The sequence below is a fragment of the Lactobacillus taiwanensis DSM 21401 genome, from assembly GCF_001436695.1.
Taxonomy (GTDB): domain Bacteria; phylum Bacillota; class Bacilli; order Lactobacillales; family Lactobacillaceae; genus Lactobacillus; species Lactobacillus taiwanensis.
In genome coordinates, this window is sequence record NZ_AYZG01000020.1 from 17,939 (window position 1) to 42,052 (window position 24,114).

The following is a 24,114-nucleotide window of genomic DNA, read 5'->3' on the forward strand; positions in this document are numbered from 1 at the left end:
AGAAAAGAGGGCATCAATGTTTTTATTGCATTAATGCCCTTTGTTACTATAATTTTATATGTTTATTCAAAATAACAATTCCAATTATTAATAATAAAATTGAAACTGCATGAATTAAAATTTGCATTGGTTCTCCATGAGCAGTAATTAAATTTCTTAATAGAGCAGTAATACCTAAGCTCATTAAAAAATTTAGGCTTGTGTGTCCCATATGCTTTAAGGCAGCAACAATCATTACAGAGAATTCAAAGAATAGGAAAAAAGTAACAATTTCGTCTAGAATTTTGGTTGGTATGTTAGTTAAATTTTTTATGAACATCATTTGGCCAATCGTAAATAGTTGACTAAACATTAGAATAGTAATAAGTGTGCCTAGAATTCCTAGTGCAATGATGATAAAAAATCGAAGAAAGTTAGCATATTTACTAGCTGTTTTATTTAGTTTCTTCATTATATGTACCTTTCTAATTGTAGTTAAGAATATTTTTGCGCTTTTTAATAAGTTTTTCCAGAGGTCTTTTAAACCGTAGTTTGGCTAAAACCCTGATATCTTTAATATAGAGGAATTATCTAAATATTTATGAGGTAGTAAAGATGCTATTTACTTTTTCTGAGATTGTTGTGCTAGCGTATTTTTAGAGTATGTTTTTCATATGAAGCTTTGGGATTATTCGCACCTATGGGGAAATATTTAAGGAAGGGTTGCACCAATCATCTCTTTGTTTTGGAGAGTAGCAGTAGTATTTCTAGTAAAAATTATTCAGTCCTTTATCCAAAAAGTAGTTAATTGGGAAGAAGCAAAAACTCGTGGATACTTAGCCATAATTATCCTATTAGTAATGGGAACTGATTTGATTCTTACTACTATCAGTGTAGAAAGATTTCATATAGGTACTAAGCGATGGGATGAGAGACTAAATACACGAATCGGAATAGATGAAGGAAGATTCAATCAGCGTTTTGATAAATTAGTGGGATCCTTATCATGAAATTAAAAAAGATTTCTTACAAGTTTTCCACATCTTAAGTTTACAAATATAACTTATTTCAATAAAGTTAAGTACAGATGGATTAAGAAAAGAGTAAATAAGAGCTAGAATTTAGCTCTTATTTTTTATTTTTTACTACAGAAAAGTTACAACGTTACATTGTTGTAATCTAAGAGCCAAATATTACAGCAATGTTACAAGTTGAAATATATCTTTAATTTTATAGGAACTATTCTGCAATATTGGGCATGTATTATATAAGCTGTAAATCGAAATTGACGAAATAAATAATTCAAATCGAATTTTATCAAGGAGAGAATTTAATTTTGGATATGCTTAACAAAAATTTGAAATCTACTTTAACTAAAACTGCTGCAGCTGCTGCTCTTACTTTAGCAGGCGCTGCGATTGTAAATAATACTCAAAATACTGTAAAGGCTGCAGAAGTTACTGTTGGTCAACAAGAAAAAGTTGTTACAATTAACTACCTTCCACATCAAAGTATTGCAGTTTGGAATTCATACGGTCCTAACAAGCAAATGACTGGTCAATATTTACCACATGCAACTGCTTGGAAAGTTATTAAGGCTGCATATGATGATGCTGGTAACAAATGGTATGACCTTGGTGCAAACCAATGGGTAATGGCTAAGTATACTCGTCTAGGTAAAGATACTGTTGATCCTAACGTTGCTTCAGAATTGTTTACTTCACAAGTAAGCTCATACAATACTGTTGCACAAACTCAAACTACTCAAGGTTCATACTCAGCACCTAAGACTTCAGTAGGTTCATACTCTTCAGCAAAAAATACTCAACCTCAACAAGCACAAGCTCCAGTACAACGCCAAGCACAACCTGCACAATCAAGCTACACTTCAAACGTATCTGGTTCTGAAGCAGCAGCTAAGGCATGGATTGCAGGTCGTGAATCCGGTGGTTCATACTCAGCAAGAAATGGTCAATACATTGGTAAATACCAATTATCAGCATCATACCTTGGTGGAGACTACTCAGCAGCAAACCAAGAACGTGTAGCAGATAACTACGTAAAATCACGTTACGGTTCATGGAGTAATGCTCAAAGCTTCTGGCAAGCAAATGGCTGGTACTAAAATTAGCTAAATAATTAATAAAGAGACATCAATTGATGTCTCTTTTATTTTTGAAGAAATATTACAAGAAAGCGCCTTTAAATTACAAATATTACACAGTATGTAATATAAGGCTGTTTTATTTAATAATGTAGTAGCATTTATGTTATAGTTTTGAAATTTTAGGGCTGTATTATGTAACTTGTAAATTAAATGACTGACAAATATGAAAGGAAGAATTTTTCTTGAAATTTCAATCTATCTTAACTAAGTCACTTGCAGCTGCTGCCCTTACCGCAACTGGTTTGGTAGCCTTAAATTCACAAAATACTAATGACGCACAAGCTGCTACTATTGTTCAAAATGATACTAATGTTGTAACTATTAATAATGCAAATTCTACTGTTGCTGTTTGGGACGGTATTGAAAATGCCCACTTCACTGGTAAAGAATTAACCCATGGTACTACTTGGAAAGTAGTTAGAACTGCATATGATGCTATGGGTAACAAGTGGTACGATCTTGGTGCAAATCAATGGATCATGGCTAAGTACACTGTAGAAGGTGGAAATGCTGCTACTGCTAGTGTTGCTACTCAAGCACCAGCGCAAAGTGCTACTGCTGTACAACAAGCACAAACTACTCAAAGTGCACCAGTACAACAATCAGCAAAACACGTTACTCCAGCTGCTTCACAAAATGTTCAAGCACAAGCTTCAACTCAAACTAAGCAAGCTCCAGTAGCTCCAGTACAACACCAAGTACAAACTCAAACACCAGTACAACACCAAGTACAAACTCAAACTGTTGCACAAGCTCCTAAGACTAACTACAACTACAGTGCACAACGTACTTACTCAGCACCTGTACAACAAAGAACTTACAGCTACGCACCTGCACAAAAGCAAACTACTCAAGTAGCACAACCTGCACAATCAAACTACACTTCAAACGTATCTGGTTCTGAAGCTTCAGCTAAGGCATGGATTGCGGGTCGTGAATCAGGTGGTTCATACTCAGCAAGAAATGGTCAATACATTGGTAAATACCAATTATCAGCATCATACCTTGGTGGAGACTACTCAGCAGCAAACCAAGAACGTGTAGCAGATAACTACGTAAAATCACGTTACGGTTCATGGACTGGTGCTCAAAAGTTCTGGCAAGCAAATGGTTGGTACTAATATCAACTAATTAAATATATTTAAAGAATCGTCTTTTAGACGGTTCTTTTTTATTACAAAAATTTTCTGAATAAATTTATTGACAGTTATTTGTATTTATAATATGATATTAATCGTTGAGTGATTAAGTTCATTCAAATAGAGCCAACAAGTAAAAGGCTTGAAGGATGGGTTATAGCCAAGTGGTAAGGCAATGGTTTTTGGTACCATCATGCGCTGGTTCGAATCCAGCTAACCCAATTAATTTCGCCAGGTTTAACCTGGCTTTTTTTGTACCTAGAAATGAGGCTATCTTTCATGGAAACTAGACATGGACGCAATTCGTTTTTTGATGGTGGTTTATTATCTTTCATTGGCTGGCATCTTTTAGGAACAATGATCACTGTGTGTACCCTGGGTATTTGTTATCCTTGGGCGGTTTGTATGATTTATGGTTGGGAAATTAATCACACTGTAATTGAAGGGCATAGGATGAAGTTTGTTGGAAGTGCATTTGGTTTATTTGGTAATTGGATAAAGTGGCTGCTTTTGACGATAATTACACTGGGTATTTATGGTTTCTGGGTTGGTATAAAAATTAGAGACTGGAAAGCAAAAAATACAATTTTTATTAGTTAGAAAAAACTAGAGATCATCAATCGGATCTCTAGTTTTTTTGATATATGATTACTTTTCATCGAATGGATATTCATTTCCCATGATGTATAGACGCTGGTTAAAATATGGGCCACGTCTCTTGAAGTATCTAATTCACCATCGTCATGTACTTGATCAAAGTAGCGTTCCATATCGTGTACTTCGTCTTTTAATGCTTCAGAGCTTTTACCAGCGTTTAGTGTTTCATGTTTTTCTTCATGAGCACTGGCTGTATAAGTGATATGTGCTTCTGTTGCACGTGGGTAATTTGAAATTTCAACATAATCTTTGGTTCCAGAAATTACTCCTCGCTTCGGCAGTTTTGCGCGCATTTAAAGCTTTTTCGATGTAATCATAGTGAAAAGTGTGCGGGGTAGCAATATAAATAATATCAATATTAGGATCCTTGATCATTTCATTAGAATTTGTAAATAGGTGCTTAATATTTTTTTCAGTCCCAAATTTTTGTAGACTATCTTCATTTGGATTAGCTACTGCATTTACTTCATCTTTAACTTCTTGTAATACGTCAGCCATTTCATTTGCAATCCAACCTGTACCGATAATTCTCCAATTATATTTTTTCGTCATTATTATTACCCTTTCTTTATTTCAATTGCTTTATTATTATCTTCGGTAATGATACTCGTAGTGAGTTTTTCAAAATAAGAGCTATTTACAGCTCCATTTTGCTTTAAGAGAAAATTATTTATTTGTTTAATATTTGTCCAAGAATCATTTGGATAAGTATCAACTAAAAGATTGACTAAAGGAGACCGTGCAAATGATGCTACTGCCTTACCTAAACGAACTTCAGTCTTGTATTCTTGGGATACATTTTTATAGAGGTTTCTATGCAATTTGGAATAACTGCTATACACAAAGGAACGGCTGGATTAAGTACTTCCTTAAAATGTTCTTTTGGTAATAATAGAATATATTCTTTGCTATTTTCAGCAGCTATTTTTTCAAAAATATGAATTCCACCACCACTTTTTAAAGCATTGAAATTTTGATCAATGCTATGCAGCCATCAAAGGCTAGATAAAATTTTGGCATTGTATCATTTAAAGGTAAAACAGATAAACCTAACTTTTTACATTGCATTCTAGTAATTTCAGATGGTAAATAAAAATGCAGGTTAGGAATTTGAGCAGTACTCAAGTCCTTAGTAAGATTTAAAATGTTACTGCCACCACCAAGACTAATTGTCATATTTGGTTTTATTTTACTGAGTGCTTTTTTGCTAATTATCGGCATTAAAAGTCTTCGTTAATATATTTCATATTTTAAAATTTATGAAAACTATTTATATAATAGATGGTAATATCAAAAAAATTTAGTCAAACATTAAAACGTGAAAATTATTTTATAGTCATAATATAATTTTGATGAAATGGGGAAGAATATTGGAAAATATTATTGATAAAATTTATAGACAATTAAATAAGATGTTAGCTTCCGACCAGAAGATTGGGAAGACTATTATTGAAGACCCAGTAAAAGTCATGAATATTACAATTTCTCAATTAGCTAAAAGAGCAGAAGTAAGTGATGCTTCAATAACAAGATTTTGTAGAAATTTGTCTTTATCTGACTTTCATGAACTAAAAATTATGCTTGCGCAAAGTGTTGGTCGAAGAGAAAGTGAATCTTTAAAAAAATACCTAAGGATGATATGCAAGCTGCATTAGCGCAGATAGAGAAAAATAAAATAGATGAGCTTCATGCTACTTTAGGACAAATATCTACGGAAAAATTAGAAAAAATTCTTACAATTATTGAAAAAAGTAGAATTATTCAAATAAGCGCTGAAGGTGATACTTATCCTCTTGCAGCCGATGCAGTATATAAGTTTAACCAAATCGATTTATTGGCCTTTGCGTCTGGTGGAAATGTTGAAACTGTAGATGCTCAAACAATGAATTTGGAAATGAATAATTGTTTAATTGTAATTTCAAATTCAGGAGAATCAGCTCCTCTATTAAAAGAGGTTAAGTTAGCTAAGCAGAATAAAATTAAAGTTCTTACTATTACTAATAATCCAGACTCGCCTATTGCACTTGCAGGCGATTATCATTTGAAGACAGGAGTAAGACAAACTATTTTAGAGAATCAATATTATTTTTCAAGAGTGGCAGCATTTACGATTATCGAGGCTCTCTTTTTATTGCTCATTAAAAGAGATGAGAAGCGAATTGAAAAGATTAAACAACATGAAAAAATTGTTTCTAGTTAAAAAATATAAAAACAATTTAAAACTTATCTTAAGTGGATTATCCTTAAGGTGTAAGAAAATTTATAGAAAGTAGGAATTACAATGAGAAATGTAGCAGTAATTGGTATGGGACATGTTGGTGCAACAGTTGCATTTACTTTGTTTACTCATGGAATCGTCGATAATTTATATTTATTAGATAAGAATAAGGCCAAAGCAGAAGCTGAATACAACGATTTACGTGATACTTTAGCTAGAAATGACTATCATGTAAATGTTTTTCTTGGCGACTATAGCGATTTAAAAAATGTAGATGTTGTGGTAACTTCATTTGGCGATATTGCTGCAACAGTTAAGACCGGAGATAGATTTGGAGAATTTGAGATTAATGCCAAAAATGCTAAAGAAGTCGGAGAAAAAATTAAGGAATCTGGTTTCAATGGTATTTTGATTAATATTTCAAATCCATGTGATGCAATTTCAACTCTTCTACAAGAGACAACTGGTTTATCTAAAAAGCAAGTCTTTGGAACTGGAACGTTCTTAGATACAGCTAGAATGCAAAGAATTGTTGGTGAAGAGCTTGATGAAGATCCAAGAAACGTTGCCGGATTTGTTTTAGGTGAACATGGAGCATCCCAATTTACTGCTTGGTCAACAGTTTCTATCAATGGTAAATCTGCTAAGGAACTATTTACAAAAGAGCAAGAAGAAAAATTGAGTGCACAACCTAATAAGAATTCAATGAAGGTCGCTTTTGGTAAAGGATATACATCTTACGCAATTGCTACATGTGCAGTACGCTTAATTCAAGCGGTCTTTAGTGACGCACGTCTATTTGCACCAACTTCTGTTTATTTAGATGAAGTTGGCACATATATAGGTTATCCAGCAATTATTGGTAAAAATGGAGTAGAGAAGGTTATAGCTTTGGAATTGACTTCTGAAGAAGATGAAAAACTAAAAGAATCTGCTGAAATTATCAAAAAGCATATTGCTCAATTGAAGTAAATAAACATATAAAAAGAGTTGGAAAAAATCTAACTTTTTTTTATTTTTTACTTGCTTTTTGCTAGGTAGTCCGTTATTATAATTAAGTAACGTTTCGGAGGCCTAGCGAAGTGGCTAAACGCGGCGGTCTGTAAAACCGCTCTCTCTGAGTTCGGTGGTTCGAATCCACTGGCCTCCATTGCTGGATTTATTCCAGCTGGTTGCATTGAATAACAAGTAAAAGTTCAATCAAATGGGTTATAGCCAAGTGGTAAGGCAATGGTTTTTGGTACCATCATGCGCTGGTTCGAATCCAGCTAACCCAATAGTTCGAAAGAACACCCAACCCGAAAAAAGGTCATCATTGGATGACCTTTTTTGTTATATTATGTTTTTAAGTTAAGCTCTGTATTTTACCTTTCCAATTAAGGATGCCATCATTAATGCTAACTAAGTGTTTGTATCCTTTAGATTTTAAAATTTGGCATACATGGTTAGAAAGGTCCCCCGACCGACAAATAAAATAGTAGGTCTCATTTTTGGGGTCATTAAAGTATTTTAATTCTTCAAAAGGAAGATTGTGGCTATCAGGAATATGTCCTGATGCAAATTCAATTGGTGTTCGTAGATCATATAAATTAATAGTAGAATCTTTTTCTAAAATTTCTGCTAATTGATTTGTAGTAATGTTAATCATAGTTACCTCCATTGATGGTTATTATTTAAGCAAAATTAATTGAAAATAAAGAGAATAATTTGTGAACTTTTTATGCAGAAAGGATTAGCTAAAATGACACGTCTTGTTAAAGTTAGCGGTCGCGGAGACGGAATTGATTGGAAAAGTGCACTCAAAAATTTAGAGCCAGATGACGTATTGCTCCTAGCTCCCGGATTTTATGAGTTGGATCAAGGTTTAGAAGTAAATAATATTACAATCAAGGGAACAGGTAATACACCTGAAGAAACAGTAATTAATGGTTTTTTCGTTTTAGAGAGTAATTGCGACTTTTTTACCTTGGAAAATGTGAGTCTGCAAACAAAATCCGATCATAATACTATCTATGTTGAAGATGATGCTGACACGTATTTAACATTGCGTAACACAACTCTTTATGGTGATGAAAATGATATGGCCGCAATTGCGGTTAATGGAAAATGTACGCTTGAATTATTTTCAAGTAAAATTTTAAATTCAAGTATTTCCTTATTTGCACAAGCTGATTTTCGTTTAACGATGAGTGATTCTGTAGTTGATTATGATTCTAAAGATTATGCCGCTGTGGGGATTCAAGGAAAAGGAACTGCAATTATTTCTAATAGTATAATTCGTGGTAATTTAAGTACATATCCTAGTTCGAATGCAGAAGTGGATTTAAATAGTAGTTCTATTTCGTATGGTTTGATTCATGGCCAAACATGGGTCAATATGCTCAATTCAACTGTTGAGAAGAATGATGATTCTAGTTTTTATGTTTCTGATGATTCTTGGGTAAATATAGTCCAGTCTGAATTTAAGGGTGGTATTTTTCTTGATAAAAATACAAGAACTTTAATTCAAAATAGTAAAATTGATCGCTTAATTGCTTGTGACAGTGCTAAAGTAACGTTAAATAATTCAAGTATCGTTAGTCATGCAGATTTTCAGGATAATGCAAGTGGGGATGCAACAAGAGTTGCTTTTTCAGGGAGAGATGAATTTGAATACTTTTTGGCTTTAAATGGTCATGCTAGTTTAAGTGGGAGAGATTTAATTATTAATCCTAATGGTAGTACTTTAGCTGTTCAAGACGATGCTAAGATTAAATTAAACATTGTTTCAAGTAGTGATAAGGATCTCGAAGTAGAATGTAATAGTAGACCTAACGTAAATATTTTAGGAATGCGTTGGGAAGCAAAGAAGAACAATGACTAATGAGGCTGTTTAGGCTAAAATAAGCTTGAGAGGATAATGAAGCGAGGTTTTATCATGCAAGAACCAATGTATATTAAAATTCACAATCAAATAAAGCGTGATATTGAAAATAAAAAATATAAAGTTGGCGAGCGAATTCCTGCTGAACGGCAATTAGCCTTAAAATTTAACGTTTCTAGAATGACTTTGCGTCAGGCAATTAAAACATTGGAAGATGAAGGAATTTTAGAAAGACGCTTAGGTAGCGGGACATATGTTTCTAGTCAAAAAGTTCAAGAGAGAATGTCGGGAATTATGAGTTTTACCGATATTACGCGTGCTAATGGACAAGTTCCATCTAGTAAATTGATTTCATATCGAGTTACTAAACCTTCTTTATCAGAAAAAGAAAAGCTAAAATTAAAAGGTACTGACGATGTTTTAAGAATGGAACGTGTCCGTTCTGCGGATAATGTGCCAATCTGTTATGAAGTAGCTACAATTCCCTATAAGTTGGTCGATCGTTTTTCTAAAGAGGAAATTTCAAGCAGCTTATACCAAACCTTAGAAGAAAAGGGCGGTTATAAAATTGGTAGCGTAGTAGAAAATATTGGAGCTGCTGTTGCTAATGAAAATGAAGCTAGGTTATTATCTGTTAAAAAGGGTGAGCCATTAGTAACTAGACGGCAGGTAACAGAACTTAATGATCATTATCCTTTTGAGTATGTTCGTGCATCTTATGTTGCTGAAAGATTTGAATTTACTTTTGAAAAATAAAAATGCATAGTGCAGTTTAGCTTTTGATGTATTAAGCTGCATTATGCATTTTTTATTTTAAGTCTTCTTTGATTTGAGTTGTAGAAATTCCAGGTGTTCTTTCAAGATACTTAACATTGCAGTATGACTTTAGAAAATCAAATTTTCCTTCCCAATCATTTCCCATTACGAAAGTATCAATATCATATTTTTGAACATCATTGATTTTTTGATCCCAATTCTCTTCTGGAATAACTTGGTCAACATATCTTATTGCTTCAAGAATATATTTTCTTTCTGCATAGCTATTATAGGCTTGTTTATGCTTACTGAATTCATTAAATTTATCAGTTGATAAACCTACGATCAAATAGTCACCTAAAGCCCGAGCTCTTTTTAAGAGACGAATATGACCGTAATGCAATAGGTCAAATGTTCCATAGGTTATAATTTTTTTCATGGTAGATACTCCTTATATTAGTTTCTATTCTAGCAGAAGTAGAAAAAAGTGAAAATTTTCTACTATAAAAAGTTTAGAATGCTTTTTTGTTAGAATGGTAGATAGACAATTATTTCAGCTAGAAACGGTTAAAGACAAAATGAATAAAGTTAATATTTTAGGAATAGAATTTGATAATTATTCTCTGGAAGAATTTAAGGATAGATTAATTAATAGATTAAATAATAAGTTATCAACCATGGTTGTTACAGCCAACCCGGAAATTGTTATGGCTGCAAATAAAGATCCGAAATTTATGAAGATCATAAGGCAAGATGCTGATTTAGTTACGGCAGATGGGATTGGCATAGTCTTAGGTGGAAAAATGTTAAAAACGCCAATGAAAGAGCGAGTAACGGGTTATGATTTATTTACTTGGCTTCTTGAAGTAGCAAATTTAAGAAAATTACGTGTCTACTTAATTGGCGCAACGCCAGCAGTAATGAAAATTACTAAAGAAAAGGTAGCCGAGGTTTATCCAGGAGTAGAATTGGTTGGCGCTGAAGATGGCTATTTTAAAGATGATTTAACTACTGTTGCTAAGAGAATCGAAAAAGCAAAACCTGATATGATTTTTGCAGCAATTGGGTTTCCTAGACAAGAACAATTGATCTCTTTACTGCGTCAAAAACAAGTCCCAGCAATTATGATGGGAGTAGGTGGAAGCTTTGACGTCTTTTCAGGTGCAGTTAGACGAGCACCTGAAGTATTCCAAAAAACGCATCTTGAGTGGCTTTATCGCTTAATTACTAATCCCACTCGATTTAAGCGGATGTTAGCTTTACCAGAATTTGTTGTTGAAGTAGAAAAATCTAAGAAGCAAAAAAATAAAAAGTAATAGAAAGAATACAATTTAAATGAAAGTTTTACATATTAATGCTGGTCTAGAAAAAGGTGGGGGCTTGTCACATATTGTTAATCTTCTGACCGAGGCTAAAATTGAAAATGCAGATTTTGAATTATTGACATTAGCCGATGGTCCTGTTGCACAAACTGCTAAAAAAGCGGGCATTAAAACTACTATTTTAGGAGCACAAAGTCGTTATGATTTAAGTGTTTTAAAGCGCCTTACGAAATTTATTAATAGAGGAAACTTTGACATCGTTCACACTCATGGAGCACGCGCTAATTTATTTATTTCAATGATTAAAAAGCAAATTAGCGCGAAATGGATTATTACTGTTCATTCTGATCCTTTGAAAGATTTTGAAGGACGAGGGATGCTTGGAAACATTTTTACTAAATTTAATGTACTAGCTCTGAAAAAAGCTGATGGAATTTTTGCAATTACACAGAATTTTTCCGATCTTTTAGTGGAAAAAATAGGAATTCCTAAAACTAAAATTTGTGTAATTTATAATGGTATTTTCTTTCATAAAAATAGTGAACTACCTAAAAAATATGCTCATCCATATTTCAATATTATTAATGTCGGACGAACTGAAAAGGTTAAAGGTCAGGATTTGCTTCTAAAAGCAATCAAGAATCTTAATGATAAAAATGTTCATTTGCATATTGCTGGTGATGGTAGTGAATTTAATAATTTAAGAGCTCTTGCAAGAGATTTAGGGATTAGTTCACAGGTAACTTTTCATGGCTTTTTAACCCAAAAAGAAATTACTAAATTGTATCAGAAAATGGATTTAGCAGTTCTAACATCTTATTCAGAGAGTTTTCCACTTGTTTTGTTAGAAGCTAGCGATAACTTAGTGCCAATTTTATCCACAGACGTTGGTGATATCGAAAAAATGATTCCTGATGAAAAAAGTGGTTTTATTGCCCAAATAGGTAATCTAAATGATATTAGTAAAAAATTGAAATTAGCAGTTACAACTAATAAAGATGACCTTGAAGCAATGGCCGAACGTGAAAAAGAGTACTTGATGCATGCATTTTCTATGAAGAATCAATTAGTAGCAATTGAAAATTATTACAAACTTATTCTGGGTGAAAATAGTGGAAAATTATCATAAAAGTAATATCTTGGCAATTTTGGTTGGCTTTTTACCCTTAATTTACGAAATAAGTAGTAATATTTGGAATGGTGATAATGGCTTTTTTATTATTAGTGCAGCATACGGCTTAATTTTACTTTTGCTTGCTTTGTCTATTGATCTTGAAGATTTAGATCAATGGTTTACAGAAAAAGCGTTGAGCTATATGTCAGTTTTTTTAGCGTTAATATTGATTTTGAATAAGCTGGATATTTTACCCTTAGCCGAGATTGGAGCTTTATATCAATTAGCAATAATTGCTTATATGGGAATTTTGTATTTTTTGGATCGACATTTTAATACAAAAAATATAGTGTTACTCTTAATTAATTTAAATGTTTTAGCGAATTTGTCACTTAAGGGCGCTACTTTATTAATTTTAATTATTTCTGTTTTAGCTTTTGTGTTCTACTTAATTAGAGTAGCAATTACTTTTAGTGAACAATTACGACCCGTTTTATTATGCGTTTATTTGATTGTTCTACTTATTTCTTTAGTTTGGTATGTTCCGGAATTACCTGATTTTATTTTAAAAAATCTTTCCAGGAATATTGCAGCAGTTCTTTTATTGTTAGAAGTAATTGGTGCAATCCTTTATCTGAAAGTTAGAAGAAGATTATCGATAAACAGTCATTTGCTTGTAGGAATAATTATCTTTGGATTAGTTAATGAAATAAGTTTGATTGTTGCTGAATCAAATGTCATTAATACTAGCTATTTAGTTTTAATATTTATTTTGGCTTTATGTATCGTTAACGTTTTTGGAAATATTGAACTAGATAGAAAACAAAGAAAAATTTCAGTTTTAATTCCTGCTCATAATAGTGCCAATACTATTGTTGAGGCTTTAGAATCAATAAAAAATCAAACTTATCGCAAATGGGAGATTATTTTGATTAATGATGCTTCAACTGATGAAACGGAAGAAATTGTAAAACGTTATTTAGAAAATAATAAGCTGACGCTAGAATACGTTAGACAAAAAGAACATAATTATTTTAAAGCGATTAGACATGGTCTGAAGTACGCAAATGGGGAGATTATTTTCGTTTTAGATGCAGATAAAATTTTATTTAATCAGAACGTCTTCTACCGCGCTGTAAGCACTCTTTTTGGTGAAAAGTGCGATGGGATGTTTGTAGGCATTAGAGCCATGTATCAACGGCTAAAAGATGGAAAATTTCATTTAATTCGACCGTATTATCGAAATGAAGCCAGCTTAGTAAAAACTGCTCTTGGTTTTGGAACAAATATTTATGCTAATTATGCCTTTTGGCGTAGAGAAGTATTTGAAACTAGCGTGTATGAAAATTATTTAATTAATGGGATGCCAGCTTGGTATAATGCTAAACGTAATTTAGGATTAAGAGTAGTAAATGGAAATTTTGTTGGTTTAAGATATCGAATTTTTAAGAAAGAAAACTTAATCGGAGAAAGTTTTAGTGCAAATGATTCTAAGCGCTTATTAAAATTGTCAACAGAATTACGAACTTTGCACCATATTGTAAGTAGAATAAAAATTCCAGCCTATTCTACTCAGATAGCTGTGTATAGTGCAATTAATAAATTACATATTGCTTCTTTATGTCCGATAATTTTTAAGTGTGGTCAAACGTCCCTAAAAGAAGTAACACCATTAATTGCTGAAGATATTAAGAATTTAAAATTAGATAATTTATATTTAAAAACAATTATCGATTTTGGTAGTAATTTTTCCCCTCAAAAAAGTGAAAAAATTACTATTCCAAAAGGTACAAAAATATATTATGGAACAGAAATTGAAGAGTTTGATCGAAGGTTAGCTACAGGTACTTTGGATCAGTTCTACTATTATTTGATGAAAATAATTGGGTGTGGAACTACTATTTATAAAATAAGAAGGGCAGATAAGGAAAAGCTAGAGCGGATTTTAGAATTTTTCACAATTAAGGATTATGTAAAAATAATAAGTAAATAAAATATAAGTTTAGAAAAGAGGCATCAAATTTGATGTCTCTTTTTGATATCTCAGCTACTTTGATTATAATAAAATACAAGAAAAAAATTATTTATTTAGTGACGAGGAAGACAAAATGTTTTACCCACAAATTGATCAAGAAGATTCGTTAATTCTTCATACAGACTTGTATGAAATTAATATGATGTATACCTATTTTAAAAAGGGTGTAAGTGAAAGAAATTCAGTATTTGAAGTATTCTTCAGAAAAGAACCTTTTGGTAATGGTTATGCAGTTAATGCAGGCTTAAGTCACGTTATCCAATATTTGAATAACCTCCATTTCAAAGAAAGCGATTTGGAATACCTTAAAGAAACTTGTGGTTATGATGATGAATTTATTGATTATTTACATAATCTAAAATTAAAATTAACTATTCGTAGTGCTAGAGAGGGAGAACTAGTCTTTGCAAATGAGCCAATTATGCAGATTGAAGGACCTTTAGCTCAAGCACAATTAGTAGAAACTGCGATTTTAAATATTATTAACTTCCAGACCTTAATTGCAACTAAAGCAGCAAGAATTAAGGTGGCAGTAGGTAATGACGGTTTAATGGAATTTGGCTCACGTCGTGCTCAAGAAACTGATGCAGCTATTTGGGGAACTCGGGCAGCATACATTGGTGGTTTTGACGCTACTAGTAATGTTAGAGCAGGAAAGTTATTTAACATTCCTGTTGCAGGAACACATGCGCACTCTTTAGTTGAAGCATTTAATAATGAATATGACGCCTTTAAAGCATATGCGGAAACACATAAGGATTGTGTCTTTTTAGTTGATACTTATGACACTTTACGAAGCGGAGTTCCAACTGCAATTAAAGTTGCTAAAGAAATGGGTGACAAGATTAATTTCCAAGGGGTTCGAATTGATTCAGGAGATATGGCCTATATCTCTAAGAAAGTGCGTAAGCAATTAGATGATGCTGGTTTCCCTGATGCAAAAATTTATGCTTCAAATGATCTAGATGAAAAGACTATTCAGAACCTTAAGATGCAAGGTGCAAAAATTGATGTTTGGGGAATTGGTACTAAGTTAATTACAGCCTTTGATCAACCTGCCTTAGGTGGTGTATACAAGTTAGTAGCAATTGAAGATAAGGAGGGCAATATGCGCGATACTTTGAAAATTTCTTCGAATGCAGAAAAAGTATCTACTCCAGGTAAAAAGCAAGTTTGGAGAATTCAGGCTAACTCCGAAAAGAAAAATGAAGGTGACTGGGTTTCACGGTATGATGAAGACCCAAGAAAATTTGATGCACTCTTCATGTTCCACCCTCAATATACTTACATCAATAAGGTTGTTACTGACTATACAGCTCGTCCTTTGTTACATGAAATATTTCATGAAGGTAAGTTAGTTTATCAAGAACCAACTCTAAAGGAAACCAAAGAATTTACGGCTAATAACTTAGATGGATTATGGGATGAGTATAAGCGTAGCCTAAATCCACAAGATTACCCAGTTGATTTATCGCAAAAGTTATATGACAACAAGATGAACTTGATTAACGATATACGCAATCGAATTGTGAAAAGAGGATATTAGAATGCGCCCATTACAAGAAAAAATTATTGCTTATGAACATGTATTACCAAAAATTGATCCTAGAGAAGAAATTCGTAAATCAATTGATTTTCTAAAAGATTATTTAAAAGAAAATCCATTTTTAAAGAGCTATGTTTTAGGAATTTCTGGTGGTCAAGATTCAACCTTAACTGGGAAACTTTGCCAAATGGCAATTGAGGAAATGCGTGAAGAAACGGGTGATGATTCTTACCAATTTATCGCTGTTCGTCTCCCTTACGGTGTTCAAGCTGATGCAAGTGATGCGGCAGATGCAATTGCCTTTCAAAAGCCTGATCAAGATTTAATTGTAAATATTAAAGAACCTGTTGATGCCATGGTTAAAGTTGTTGAAGCAACTGGTCAAAAAATTACTGACTTCAATAAGGGTAATATTAAGGCACGTCAAAGAATGGTCGTTCAATATGCAATTGCTGGTGCAAATAATGGAGCAGTTGTAGGAACTGATCATGCAGCTGAAAACTTTTCTGGATTTTATACTAAGTATGGTGATGGTGCAGCAGACCTCACACCTCTTTTCCGCTTAGATAAACGTCAAGGAAAAGCAATGCTTAAAGAATTAGGTTGCCCAAAGCATTTATATGAAAAAGCACCAACTGCTGATTTGGAAGAAGAAAAGCCTGATTTACCAGATGAAGTAGCTTTAGGAGTTACTTATCAAGAAGTTGATGACTACTTAGAAGGTAAAGATGTAAGCGATAAGGCAGCTGAACAAATAGAAAAATTGTGGAAAAAGAGTGAGCATAAGCGTCACTTGCCAGTAACTATCTTTGATGATTTTTATAAGAAAAATTAATTAGTTTTTTCTTGGAGGAAATATGACCGTTTTTGTAGTTGGGCCAGATGATGCGGGCTTCTTTAAAAGAGAACGAACGACTTGGGAATTTGAAGATGCTTTAAATGCCGCTGAAGCTGGAGATAGAATAGAAATTCAGCGAAACTATAATTTTCCTGTACAAGAAAAAAATTATACTATTGAAAAGAATTTAACTATATATAGTGCCTCAAGCTTAACGCATTTAAATGGTGAAATTTTTATAAAAAATGGTGCTCATGTTAAATTAGAAAATTTTTCTATTATTAGCTGTCAAGATAAAAGTAATTGTCTTCAAGTACGTGAAGGCAGTAGTTTAGAAGCAACTAATCTTTCACTTACTAATATGGCAGATTCTGGTGAAAATTATCCCATAATTTATCTCGATGCAAGTTCTTATGCACAATTTGATAACTTAAGAGTTTCAGAAAATAAGATTGGTGATGGAAATCACCGAATTTATGTAGAAAATTCGACTTTAACTGTTACGAACAGTGAGTTGAATTGTAAATTATATGGTTCAAATTCTGAAATAAATTTTGAAAATACGTCTATTGATTATTCTTTTTCTAATACAATAAGTGTGTATGATCAAAGTAAGATTGCTTTTTCGCATGTCACTGTTACTGGTGGGAATGCAGAGAAAGACTATCCTGCTTTCTTTATTAAAAATTCAACAGCTGTTCTGACTTATTGCGTAATTGATCAAAATGATTACAGCGCTGCTTTATGTGAAAAAGAAAAATCAAACGTTACTTGTATTGGTTCAATTATAAGTTCTGTATCGCTTACCAGTAGTAAATTGATTCTAAAGGAAGATTGTCGAATTTTAGAATCAATTGTTTTGAGAAGTTCCAGTATCTTAAATGCAGATGATATTTTACTTGATGGTAAAGATAATGGAAAGATAAATCTTTTTGCGACTGATCATAGTACAATTTCTGCTTCATGGATTGGCTTCGCTTTTGAAAGTTCACCTAATATTAAATTAGAAGATAATGTGCAATTTAATGTAAATGAGTTGTGTATTTTAAAGTTTGATTCTGAAAATGACACTTTCGTTTTGAATGATAAAAATGAGTATCCTATTTTGCAGGAATGTTCAAAAGATAAAATTAAACGTTTTAGTAATCCTAAAAAAGAAGAAACGAATCAGCCAGCTGAGCCTAAAAATAAACCTAGACTATCTGGCATGCAGCAGTTGGATGAAATGATTGGGTTAGAAACGGTAAAACAACAGGTAAAAGAATTTATTGCCGTTGCGGTTTTGAATAAAAAGAGACAAGAAAAAGGTTTGAGTTCTACCTCCCAAACTTTACATTCTCTATTTTTAGGCAATCCTGGTACAGGAAAAACTACTGTTGCTCGCATTGTTGGACATATTTTGTATGAAAAGGGCGTAATTGCTGAAGATAAACTAATTGAAACTTCAAGAGCTGATTTAGTAGCAGGTTATGTTGGTCAAACAGCTGAAAAGACTAGAAAAGTTCTTGAATCAGCTTTAGGTGGAATTTTATTTGTGGATGAAGCTTATACATTGGCTAGCGGTGGACAAAATGATTTTGGTAAAGAAGCAATTGATGAAATTTTGAAATTTATGGAAGACCATCGCTCTAATATCATGATCATTTTTGCTGGATATACAGATAATATGGAAAAGTTTTTAGAAACTAATCCTGGTTTAAGAAGTAGAATTCCAAATAAATTTGATTTTGAAGATTATTCTGTTGAGGAAATGGTTCAAATTGGATTATTATCCTTAAGAAAACAACAATATAAAGTTGATCCAACAGATTATGCCGACCTGTTAAAGAATAATTTAAGTAAAGACAATGATAAGAGTAATGGTCGTTGGGTCAGAAATCTGAATGGTGAAATAATCAAGAAGCAAGCAGTTCGTGTAACTGCAAGTGAGAATTATTCTGATGCGGATTTAGTTAATATTACTAAATCTGATTTAGATGCTGTGAGACTTTAATGTGAAATTGAATAACTGAACTAAACTTGTATCGGACTTAATAGTTTAATATAATAAAAATGCATAAGGGAGTAACGGCAAGTTATTTGTGACAAGTTCAACAGCCGAGGTCATTGATCTCTAGACTTGTCTTAATTAGTGAGACTTATGACCGCGGATTTGGTCATAAGTCTTTTTTATTTATTGGAGGAAATTACTTTGAATACGAAGTATTATGCTCAAAATGTTTCTCAAATTGAGAGAGAACTTAAGACATCATTAGATAAGGGATTATCTAATGAAGAAGCTAAACAACGTTTAGCAAAAGATGGTCCTAACTCTTTGGCTTCAAAGAAAAACCGCAGCATGTTTATGCGTTTTATTGATCAGTTCAAAGATTTTATGATTATTGTTTTAATTGTAGCTGCTATTTTATCTGGTGTAGTTGCTAATGAATGGACTGATGCTGCAATTATTATGATTGTTGTTTTGTTGAATGCAATTTTAGGTGTAATTCAAGAAGCAAAATCTGAAGCTGCTATTGATGCATTGAAGGAAATGTCTACGCCAAATGCTCATGTTAGACGTAATGGAGCGATTTTAGAGATACCAAGTACAGAAATTGTTCCTGGGGATGTTGTTTTATTAGAAGCTGGAGATGTGGTTCCAGCCGATATGCGTTTAGCTAAAACTGCTAGTTTAAAAGTTGAAGAATCAGCCCTAACAGGTGAATCAGTTCCGGTTGAAAAAGATAATGAGGTTCTAAAAGCAGATGATGTTGCCTTAGGTGACCGTGTAAATATGGCTTATGCTAATACGAACGTTACTTATGGACGCGGAGAAGGTATTGTTGTTGGCACTGGTATGAATACTGAAGTAGGTAAGATTGCTACAATGCTTAACAATGCTGATGAAACAGCTACACCTTTAAAGGCTAACTTAAATCAACTTGGTAAGACTTTAACGATTATGATTTTGGCAATTTGTGTAATTGTCTTTGTCGTAGGAATGTTCACTAAGCAAGGTAGTGAACCAACTAACAAGTTAATTATTGACATGTTTTTAGTTGCTGTTTCATTAGCTGTGGCTGCAATTCCAGAAGGACTACCAGCAATTGTTACTATTATTTTGGCCTTAGGTACTCAAGCAATGGCTAAGCATAAAGCTATTGTAAGAAAATTGCCAGCTGTTGAAACTTTAGGTGCAACCGATATTATTTGTTCAGATAAAACAGGTACTTTAACTCAGAATCAAATGACTGTTGAAAAAGTTTATTATGATAATGAACTTCACAATGATGAGGAAACAATTAAAGCAGATAATCCAGCTATGATGGCCATGATTTTGGCTAACGATACTAAGATTGAAGATGGCGGAAGACTATTAGGAGATCCAACTGAAACAGCTTTAATTCAATATGCTTTTGATCAAAACATTAAAGTTGAAGATTTACTCAAGAAAGATGGCCGTGTTCAAGAAGTTCCTTTTGATTCAGAAAGAAAGTTAATGTCGACAGTTAACCATTATGGCGATAAATTCTTTGTTGCTGTAAAGGGTGCGCCTGATGAACTGTTAAAACGCGTAACTAAGATTGAAATTAATGGACAAGTAGCACCAATTTCAGCTAGTGAAAAAGAAACTATCTTAGCTTCAAACAAGAATATGGCTGAACAAGCTTTACGTGTTTTGGGACTTGCTTACAAAATTGTTGATAAACCTTATGATGATCCAACAACTAATAATGTTGAACAGGACTTGATTTTTGCTGGATTAGTTGGAATGATTGATCCAGAAAGACCAGAAGCTAAAGCTGCTGTTGCAGAAGCTAAGAGTGCTGGTATTAGAACAGTTATGATTACTGGTGACCACCAAATTACAGCTGCTGCGATTGCTTCTCGTTTGGGCATTTTAGAAGAAAGTCAAGACAAGGATAAAGCCGTAATTACAGGCGCTGAACTTGATAAGTTATCAGATGACTACTTTAACAAGCATGTTCAAGATTATAGTGTTTATGCTCGTGTATCTCCTGAAAATAAGGTTAGAATTGTTAAAGCATGGCAAGCTAATAACAAGATTGTCGCCATGACTGGGGACGGTGTTAATGATGCTCCTAGTTTAAAACAAGCTGATATTGGTATTGGTATGGGAATTACTGGTACTGAAGTATCAAAGGGTGCAGCCGATATGGTTTTAGCTGATGATAACTTTGCGACGATCGTTGAAGCAATCAAGCAAGGACGTAAGGTATTTGCTAATATTCAAAAGGCAATTCTTTATTTGATGAGTTGTAACGTTGGCGAAGTTTTAACAGTATTTATGATGACCATGCTTGGTTGGGATATCTTAATGCCAGTGCAATTGTTGTGGATTAACTTGGTTACTGATACTTTGCCAGCAATTGCTTTGGGTGTTGAACCAGTAGAGGCAGGAATTATGAAGAAGAAGCCACGTGGTAGAAAGTCAAACTTCTTCAGTGGGGGCGTTGCAAGCTCGATTATTTACCAAGGTATTTTAGAAGGTATTTTAGTTTTAGGTGCATATCAATTTGGCTTGCATGTCGGTCCTCATATTGGAAATGCAGCTATGCAGCATGCTGACGCCTTAACGATGGCCTTTCTTACTTTGGGATTAATCCAATTGTTCCATGCCTTTAACTCTAAATTTATTCATAAATCTATCTTTAGAGCACAGACATTTGAAAATAAATGGTTTAACGGAGCAATTCTTATTTCTGCTTTGATTATGGCTGCTGTAGAGATTCCATTTTTGACTAAGATTTTTGATGTGACCGAATTAGATGGAATACAATGGTTAGTTGTAATTATTGCAGGACTTTTGATGATTATCATTGTTGAAATTGTTAAATTCTTTGAAAGAAGAGCTGCTAGAAAATAATAAATATTATCTTCTAGAGGTAGAATAAAAATGCATGTAAAAAGGCAGCTAGTTTAAATTTTCTAGCTGTCTTTTTTACAAATTAAAATATACGTTCTAATTGCTTGTCGTGAAGGGCATAATGATGATTAAACATTTCCATAATTTTTGGTGGAATATGATGATCTATTTCAACCACAGTTAATGGCGAATTCAAGAACGTTTCATGTATCTGATTTGCGGTAGTAGGATCAAGTGAAGCTGTCCCCTCGTCAACAATTAAGAAATCTTTTTCATAGAGAAAAGCGCGTGCTAATTCTATTCGTTTCTTTTCACCACCAGATAAGTTCTTCCCATTTTCTTCTATCATCGCATTTAATCCATACCGCTTAACATATGGCAATAATCCGGCCTTTTTGATAGCCTCTGCAATTTTGGAATCACTAAACTTTTTACCTAAAGTTAGGTTGAAAAGCAAAGTATCATTAAATATTTGAGAAGTCTGTTGTACCTCACTAAATGTAAAACTTTTATTAGATAATCCATTGATAAGAATATTTCCGTTAGTAGGTTTTAGTTGACCAGTTAAAAGATTAAGGAGAGTAGACTTTCCCTGACCAGATTTACCGGTAAGTAATAGCTTATCGCCTTTTTTAATTTCTAAATTGACTTTGTCTAAAACTAATTCTTCTGCCTTATATCCAAAACTAATATTATTAAGTATTAGTGTATCTAGGTTAGAATTAGAAACATCTGTATTAAATTTTTCTGGTTTAAAGGAGTTCAGCTTATCTATCATGGGTTTTGCCGAAGACATTTGATTGCGGCAGCTATTAATACTGTAAAAACTGTTAATAATCCAAGTACTGGAATATTGAACTGCCACAAATGAGGCTAGAGTGAGCATCCCTTTGATGACCATAATTATTCCTATTCCAATAGGTAAAAAGCTAAAAGAATAAACGAATATATTAACCCAAAAATTACTTTTGGCAATTGTATTATCACGTAATCTTTTATTTTCAGTAGATTGAGTAATAACTTTTTGCCCTTTTTTAATAAAGGTATCCAATGCATTGTAATTTAAAACAGTCTTAATATTCTTTAGAAAATCGGACATAAATGTTATGTAAGTTCCTGTAGAATTACTCCAATTATTTGATTGTTGAGCTGTTTTCTTGCTAAAAAATTTAGGAATAATGCTTGAAAAAATAGCGAATGAAATAAAAACTAAAGTTAATAAAAAACTATTGCCAACTGCAACTATTGAAGTACCGACAATTGTTACAATCATTGAAATTAATTGAAAAAGTTGCTTAAAATAATTCTCTTCTATTAAGTTAAGATCATTTGATAGAAAAGAAATTTGTTTTGATACCTTATTTTCGCTGATTTCAATAAAGTTACTTTTCATTAGATATTCACGCACATTTTGACTAAAACAAGCAATATTTCTATTGAGCATCCTTGTATTTAAATATTTGATGACAACCAAAAAAACTTGAGCAGCAGTAATAATTGTTATCATCTTGATAGTATTAGGAATGTTTTTTTCGGTAATTAGAGCGAAAATCTCTGAATATGACCAAGTTCCGAAGGGTAACTCTAAGCCACTTAAGCATGCAAGCAAGATACTTAAGATAAAATATTTTTTGTTGATAAATTTCTTCATTGTTGATCCTCTTTTCATTTAAGATGAGATAAATGATAAAAGATGTACGTGATGAAGAGGCTTTTTTTGCATAATTGATTAGCAAGTTGCATATATGCAGTTTATTGAGGCAAGATATCTATTGTTTTACTTAGATTACTTTTCTTTAAAATAGTAATAATGGTCTTTAATTGTTCTTTTTGATTTGTAAAGTAACAATGATAGTAATAACCAAGGATTTTATCGATACCTAATTCAGGATATTCTACTAATTGAGTTAAGAGTTGAATAGCTTTATTAGCTGAGCCAATATCTTGATTTTGGGATGCTGAATATAAGTAATTAATACAAAAAGATGCGACGCTTTCTTGAATTTGTAGAGTTTGTTTGCCAAGATTATTTTGATATTTATGATAAATTTGATTTAAGAAAAAAGGTAAGTCGAGAGGATTAAGAACTTCAATAAAAGTAGACAATATCGAAATTTTATTAGAATCCTTGAGCCAATGATTACCTGAAAATATTTTTTGTATAATTTTGTCTTTATTTTTAGGAAATTTATGACGACCTGATTGTAGAGTATTAAGAATAAGTTGAGCTTGTAGTTTGAGCAGATCATCATTAGATGTATTAATTTGAGTATAGATTTCTTTTGCTTTATTGAGATCTCGATCATAGTAAGCAAATAATAATTGATTGCTAAGTTTTTCATCTGAGACGTTTATATTGCTTTGATCAAGGGATGAGAAAAAGTCTGAATAAGGTATTTTGTTTTGATTCAAAAGTTCTAGAAGATCGTTTGCCGAAATTTCATGTAGATTACGTTCTATTTTTGAGTAATGTGCTGGAGACAGGATATTTTGAGTGAATTCTTTCTGAGTTAGTCCTGCACTAGTACGATATTGTTTTAATGCTTCGCCAATGTTCATTTGGTAATCTCCAATCTATAAAGCTCTATCTAGTTATGAATTATATGAAATTTT

At 32.7% G+C, this 24,114-nt stretch carries 21 protein-coding genes, 3 tRNA genes and 3 pseudogenes; 18 read left to right on the forward strand and 9 right to left on the reverse strand.

Annotated elements, in window-relative coordinates:
- Positions 1–46: 46 nt before the first annotated feature.
- Positions 47–451 (reverse strand): phosphate-starvation-inducible protein PsiE, encoded by a 405-nt coding sequence (gene psiE, locus FD18_RS04065; RefSeq protein WP_057718757.1) that lies wholly within the window; start codon positions 449–451, stop codon positions 47–49.
- Positions 452–623: 172 nt separating this feature from the next.
- On the opposite strand from psiE, the pseudogene FD18_RS04070 reads away from it, so the two are divergent.
- The 5 genes and pseudogenes from FD18_RS04070 to FD18_RS04090 form a co-directional block, all read left to right on the forward strand.
- A pseudogene (locus FD18_RS04070) lies at positions 624–1,097 on the forward strand (putative ABC transporter permease); the annotation flags it as partial.
- 224 nt (positions 1,098–1,321) lie between these two features.
- Complete coding sequence (gene apf / locus FD18_RS04075; protein ID WP_057718784.1) at positions 1,322–2,104, forward strand: aggregation-promoting factor; 783 nt, start codon at positions 1,322–1,324, stop codon at positions 2,102–2,104.
- Positions 2,105–2,328: 224 nt separating this feature from the next.
- Entirely contained in the window at positions 2,329–3,267 is a 939-nt protein-coding gene (gene apf / locus FD18_RS04080) for an aggregation-promoting factor (RefSeq protein ID WP_057718758.1), read from the forward strand.
- A 168-nt stretch (positions 3,268–3,435) separates the two neighbouring features.
- Positions 3,436–3,507 (forward strand) — tRNA-Gln (locus FD18_RS04085).
- Positions 3,508–3,564: 57 nt separating this feature from the next.
- Positions 3,565–3,885 carry a DUF898 family protein gene (locus FD18_RS04090; protein ID WP_057718759.1) on the forward strand — a complete coding sequence of 107 codons (321 nt, stop codon included), beginning with the start codon at positions 3,565–3,567 and terminating at the stop codon, positions 3,883–3,885.
- Between the two features lie 48 nt (positions 3,886–3,933).
- On the opposite strand, the pseudogene FD18_RS09315 reads toward FD18_RS04090, so the two are convergent.
- The 4 genes and pseudogenes from FD18_RS09315 to FD18_RS10090 all read right to left on the reverse strand — a co-directional run bounded on the left by FD18_RS09315 (position 3,934) and on the right by FD18_RS10090 (position 5,163).
- Positions 3,934–4,494 (reverse strand): annotated as a pseudogene (locus FD18_RS09315) (Gfo/Idh/MocA family protein).
- A gap of 5 nt (positions 4,495–4,499) precedes the next feature.
- Positions 4,500–4,763: a hypothetical protein gene (locus tag FD18_RS10080; RefSeq protein WP_235499873.1), complete on the reverse strand. Its 264-nt coding sequence runs from the start codon at positions 4,761–4,763 to the stop codon at positions 4,500–4,502.
- Entirely contained in the window at positions 4,706–4,933 is a 228-nt protein-coding gene (locus FD18_RS10085) for a ribose-5-phosphate isomerase A (RefSeq protein WP_315968340.1), read from the reverse strand. The genes FD18_RS10080 and FD18_RS10085 overlap by 58 nt, the downstream gene beginning before the upstream one ends.
- Positions 4,900–5,163: a hypothetical protein gene (locus FD18_RS10090; protein WP_235499874.1), complete on the reverse strand. Its 264-nt coding sequence runs from the start codon at positions 5,161–5,163 to the stop codon at positions 4,900–4,902. Before FD18_RS10090 ends, FD18_RS10085 begins: the two co-directional genes overlap by 34 nt.
- 149 nt (positions 5,164–5,312) lie before the next feature.
- Here FD18_RS10090 and FD18_RS04110 point away from each other — a divergent pair.
- The 4 genes and pseudogenes from FD18_RS04110 (at position 5,313) to FD18_RS04125 (ending at position 7,437) form a co-directional block, all read left to right on the forward strand.
- Positions 5,313–6,142: pseudogene (locus tag FD18_RS04110) on the forward strand (MurR/RpiR family transcriptional regulator).
- Positions 6,143–6,223: 81 nt separating this feature from the next.
- The gene (locus FD18_RS04115; RefSeq protein ID WP_057718761.1) at positions 6,224–7,132 is read left to right on the forward strand and encodes an L-lactate dehydrogenase; all 909 of its coding nucleotides are present in this window, start codon (positions 6,224–6,226) and stop codon (positions 7,130–7,132) included.
- A 96-nt stretch (positions 7,133–7,228) separates the two neighbouring features.
- Positions 7,229–7,310: transfer RNA gene (locus tag FD18_RS04120), tRNA-Tyr, on the forward strand.
- Between the two features lie 55 nt (positions 7,311–7,365).
- A tRNA-Gln gene (locus tag FD18_RS04125) sits at positions 7,366–7,437 on the forward strand.
- Between the two features lie 68 nt (positions 7,438–7,505).
- Here FD18_RS04125 and FD18_RS04130 read toward each other — a convergent pair.
- Positions 7,506–7,808 (reverse strand): rhodanese-like domain-containing protein, encoded by a 303-nt coding sequence (locus FD18_RS04130; RefSeq protein ID WP_057718762.1) that lies wholly within the window; start codon positions 7,806–7,808, stop codon positions 7,506–7,508.
- 93 nt (positions 7,809–7,901) lie between these two features.
- Between FD18_RS04130 and FD18_RS04135 the strand changes: the two genes are divergently transcribed.
- Positions 7,902–9,023: a hypothetical protein gene (locus tag FD18_RS04135; protein ID WP_057718785.1), complete on the forward strand. Its 1,122-nt coding sequence runs from the start codon at positions 7,902–7,904 to the stop codon at positions 9,021–9,023.
- A 54-nt stretch (positions 9,024–9,077) separates the two neighbouring features.
- Positions 9,078–9,779, forward strand: coding sequence for a GntR family transcriptional regulator (locus FD18_RS04140; protein ID WP_057718786.1), 702 nt, complete (start codon positions 9,078–9,080; stop codon positions 9,777–9,779).
- Between the two features lie 52 nt (positions 9,780–9,831).
- Here the strand turns inward: FD18_RS04140 and tagD are convergent, their stop codons facing one another.
- Positions 9,832–10,218: a glycerol-3-phosphate cytidylyltransferase gene (tagD, locus tag FD18_RS04145; protein WP_057718763.1), complete on the reverse strand. Its 387-nt coding sequence runs from the start codon at positions 10,216–10,218 to the stop codon at positions 9,832–9,834.
- 139 nt (positions 10,219–10,357) lie between these two features.
- Here tagD and FD18_RS04150 point away from each other — a divergent pair, with 139 nt between their 5' ends.
- From FD18_RS04150 to FD18_RS04180, 7 genes are all read left to right on the forward strand, one after another.
- Positions 10,358–11,095, forward strand: a complete 738-nt coding sequence (locus tag FD18_RS04150; RefSeq protein ID WP_057718787.1) for a WecB/TagA/CpsF family glycosyltransferase — start codon at positions 10,358–10,360, stop codon at positions 11,093–11,095.
- 19 nt (positions 11,096–11,114) lie between these two features.
- The gene (locus FD18_RS04155; protein ID WP_057718764.1) at positions 11,115–12,230 is read left to right on the forward strand and encodes a glycosyltransferase; all 1,116 of its coding nucleotides are present in this window, start codon (positions 11,115–11,117) and stop codon (positions 12,228–12,230) included.
- Positions 12,214–14,208: a glycosyltransferase family 2 protein gene (locus FD18_RS04160; RefSeq protein ID WP_057718765.1), complete on the forward strand. Its 1,995-nt coding sequence runs from the start codon at positions 12,214–12,216 to the stop codon at positions 14,206–14,208. The genes FD18_RS04155 and FD18_RS04160 overlap by 17 nt, the downstream gene beginning before the upstream one ends.
- 115 nt (positions 14,209–14,323) lie before the next feature.
- The gene (locus FD18_RS04165; protein WP_057718766.1) at positions 14,324–15,796 is read left to right on the forward strand and encodes a nicotinate phosphoribosyltransferase; all 1,473 of its coding nucleotides are present in this window, start codon (positions 14,324–14,326) and stop codon (positions 15,794–15,796) included.
- A 1-nt stretch (position 15,797) separates the two neighbouring features.
- Entirely contained in the window at positions 15,798–16,631 is an 834-nt protein-coding gene (nadE, locus tag FD18_RS04170; protein ID WP_057718767.1) for an ammonia-dependent NAD(+) synthetase, read from the forward strand.
- Between the two features lie 22 nt (positions 16,632–16,653).
- Complete coding sequence (locus tag FD18_RS04175) at positions 16,654–18,627, forward strand: AAA family ATPase (RefSeq protein ID WP_057718768.1); 1,974 nt, start codon at positions 16,654–16,656, stop codon at positions 18,625–18,627.
- A 198-nt stretch (positions 18,628–18,825) separates the two neighbouring features.
- Entirely contained in the window at positions 18,826–21,501 is a 2,676-nt protein-coding gene (locus FD18_RS04180) for a calcium-translocating P-type ATPase, PMCA-type (protein WP_157053603.1), read from the forward strand.
- Positions 21,502–21,583: 82 nt separating this feature from the next.
- Here the strand turns inward: FD18_RS04180 and FD18_RS04185 are convergent, their stop codons facing one another.
- The gene (locus FD18_RS04185) at positions 21,584–23,152 is read right to left on the reverse strand and encodes an ATP-binding cassette domain-containing protein (RefSeq protein WP_057718770.1); all 1,569 of its coding nucleotides are present in this window, start codon (positions 23,150–23,152) and stop codon (positions 21,584–21,586) included.
- A 101-nt stretch (positions 23,153–23,253) separates the two neighbouring features.
- A complete protein-coding gene (locus FD18_RS04190) occupies positions 23,254–24,060 on the reverse strand; it encodes a helix-turn-helix domain-containing protein (RefSeq protein ID WP_057718771.1) in 807 nt (268 codons plus the stop codon).
- Positions 24,061–24,114: the final 54 nt, after the last annotated feature.

Bases quoted from the DNA above. Each gene is read 5' to 3' on its own strand.
- FD18_RS04185 (WP_057718770.1), bottom strand. From the start codon at position 23,152: ATGAAGAAATTTATCAACAAAAAATATTTTATCTTAAGTATCTTGCTT.
- FD18_RS04090 (WP_057718759.1), top strand. From the start codon at position 3,565: ATGGAAACTAGACATGGACGCAATTCGTTTTTTGATGGTGGTTTATTA.
- FD18_RS04115 (WP_057718761.1), top strand. From the start codon at position 6,224: ATGAGAAATGTAGCAGTAATTGGTATGGGACATGTTGGTGCAACAGTT.
- tagD (WP_057718763.1), bottom strand. From the start codon at position 10,218: ATGAAAAAAATTATAACCTATGGAACATTTGACCTATTGCATTACGGT.
- FD18_RS04150 (WP_057718787.1), top strand. From the start codon at position 10,358: ATGAATAAAGTTAATATTTTAGGAATAGAATTTGATAATTATTCTCTG.
- FD18_RS04130 (WP_057718762.1), bottom strand. From the start codon at position 7,808: ATGATTAACATTACTACAAATCAATTAGCAGAAATTTTAGAAAAAGAT.
- FD18_RS04135 (WP_057718785.1), top strand. From the start codon at position 7,902: ATGACACGTCTTGTTAAAGTTAGCGGTCGCGGAGACGGAATTGATTGG.
- FD18_RS10090 (WP_235499874.1), bottom strand. From the start codon at position 5,163: ATGCCGATAATTAGCAAAAAAGCACTCAGTAAAATAAAACCAAATATG.
- apf (WP_057718784.1), top strand. From the start codon at position 1,322: ATGCTTAACAAAAATTTGAAATCTACTTTAACTAAAACTGCTGCAGCT.
- FD18_RS04190 (WP_057718771.1), bottom strand. From the start codon at position 24,060: ATGAACATTGGCGAAGCATTAAAACAATATCGTACTAGTGCAGGACTA.
- FD18_RS04140 (WP_057718786.1), top strand. From the start codon at position 9,078: ATGCAAGAACCAATGTATATTAAAATTCACAATCAAATAAAGCGTGAT.
- FD18_RS04175 (WP_057718768.1), top strand. From the start codon at position 16,654: ATGACCGTTTTTGTAGTTGGGCCAGATGATGCGGGCTTCTTTAAAAGA.
- nadE (WP_057718767.1), top strand. From the start codon at position 15,798: ATGCGCCCATTACAAGAAAAAATTATTGCTTATGAACATGTATTACCA.
- FD18_RS04165 (WP_057718766.1), top strand. From the start codon at position 14,324: ATGTTTTACCCACAAATTGATCAAGAAGATTCGTTAATTCTTCATACA.
- psiE (WP_057718757.1), bottom strand. From the start codon at position 451: ATGAAGAAACTAAATAAAACAGCTAGTAAATATGCTAACTTTCTTCGA.
- FD18_RS04155 (WP_057718764.1), top strand. From the start codon at position 11,115: ATGAAAGTTTTACATATTAATGCTGGTCTAGAAAAAGGTGGGGGCTTG.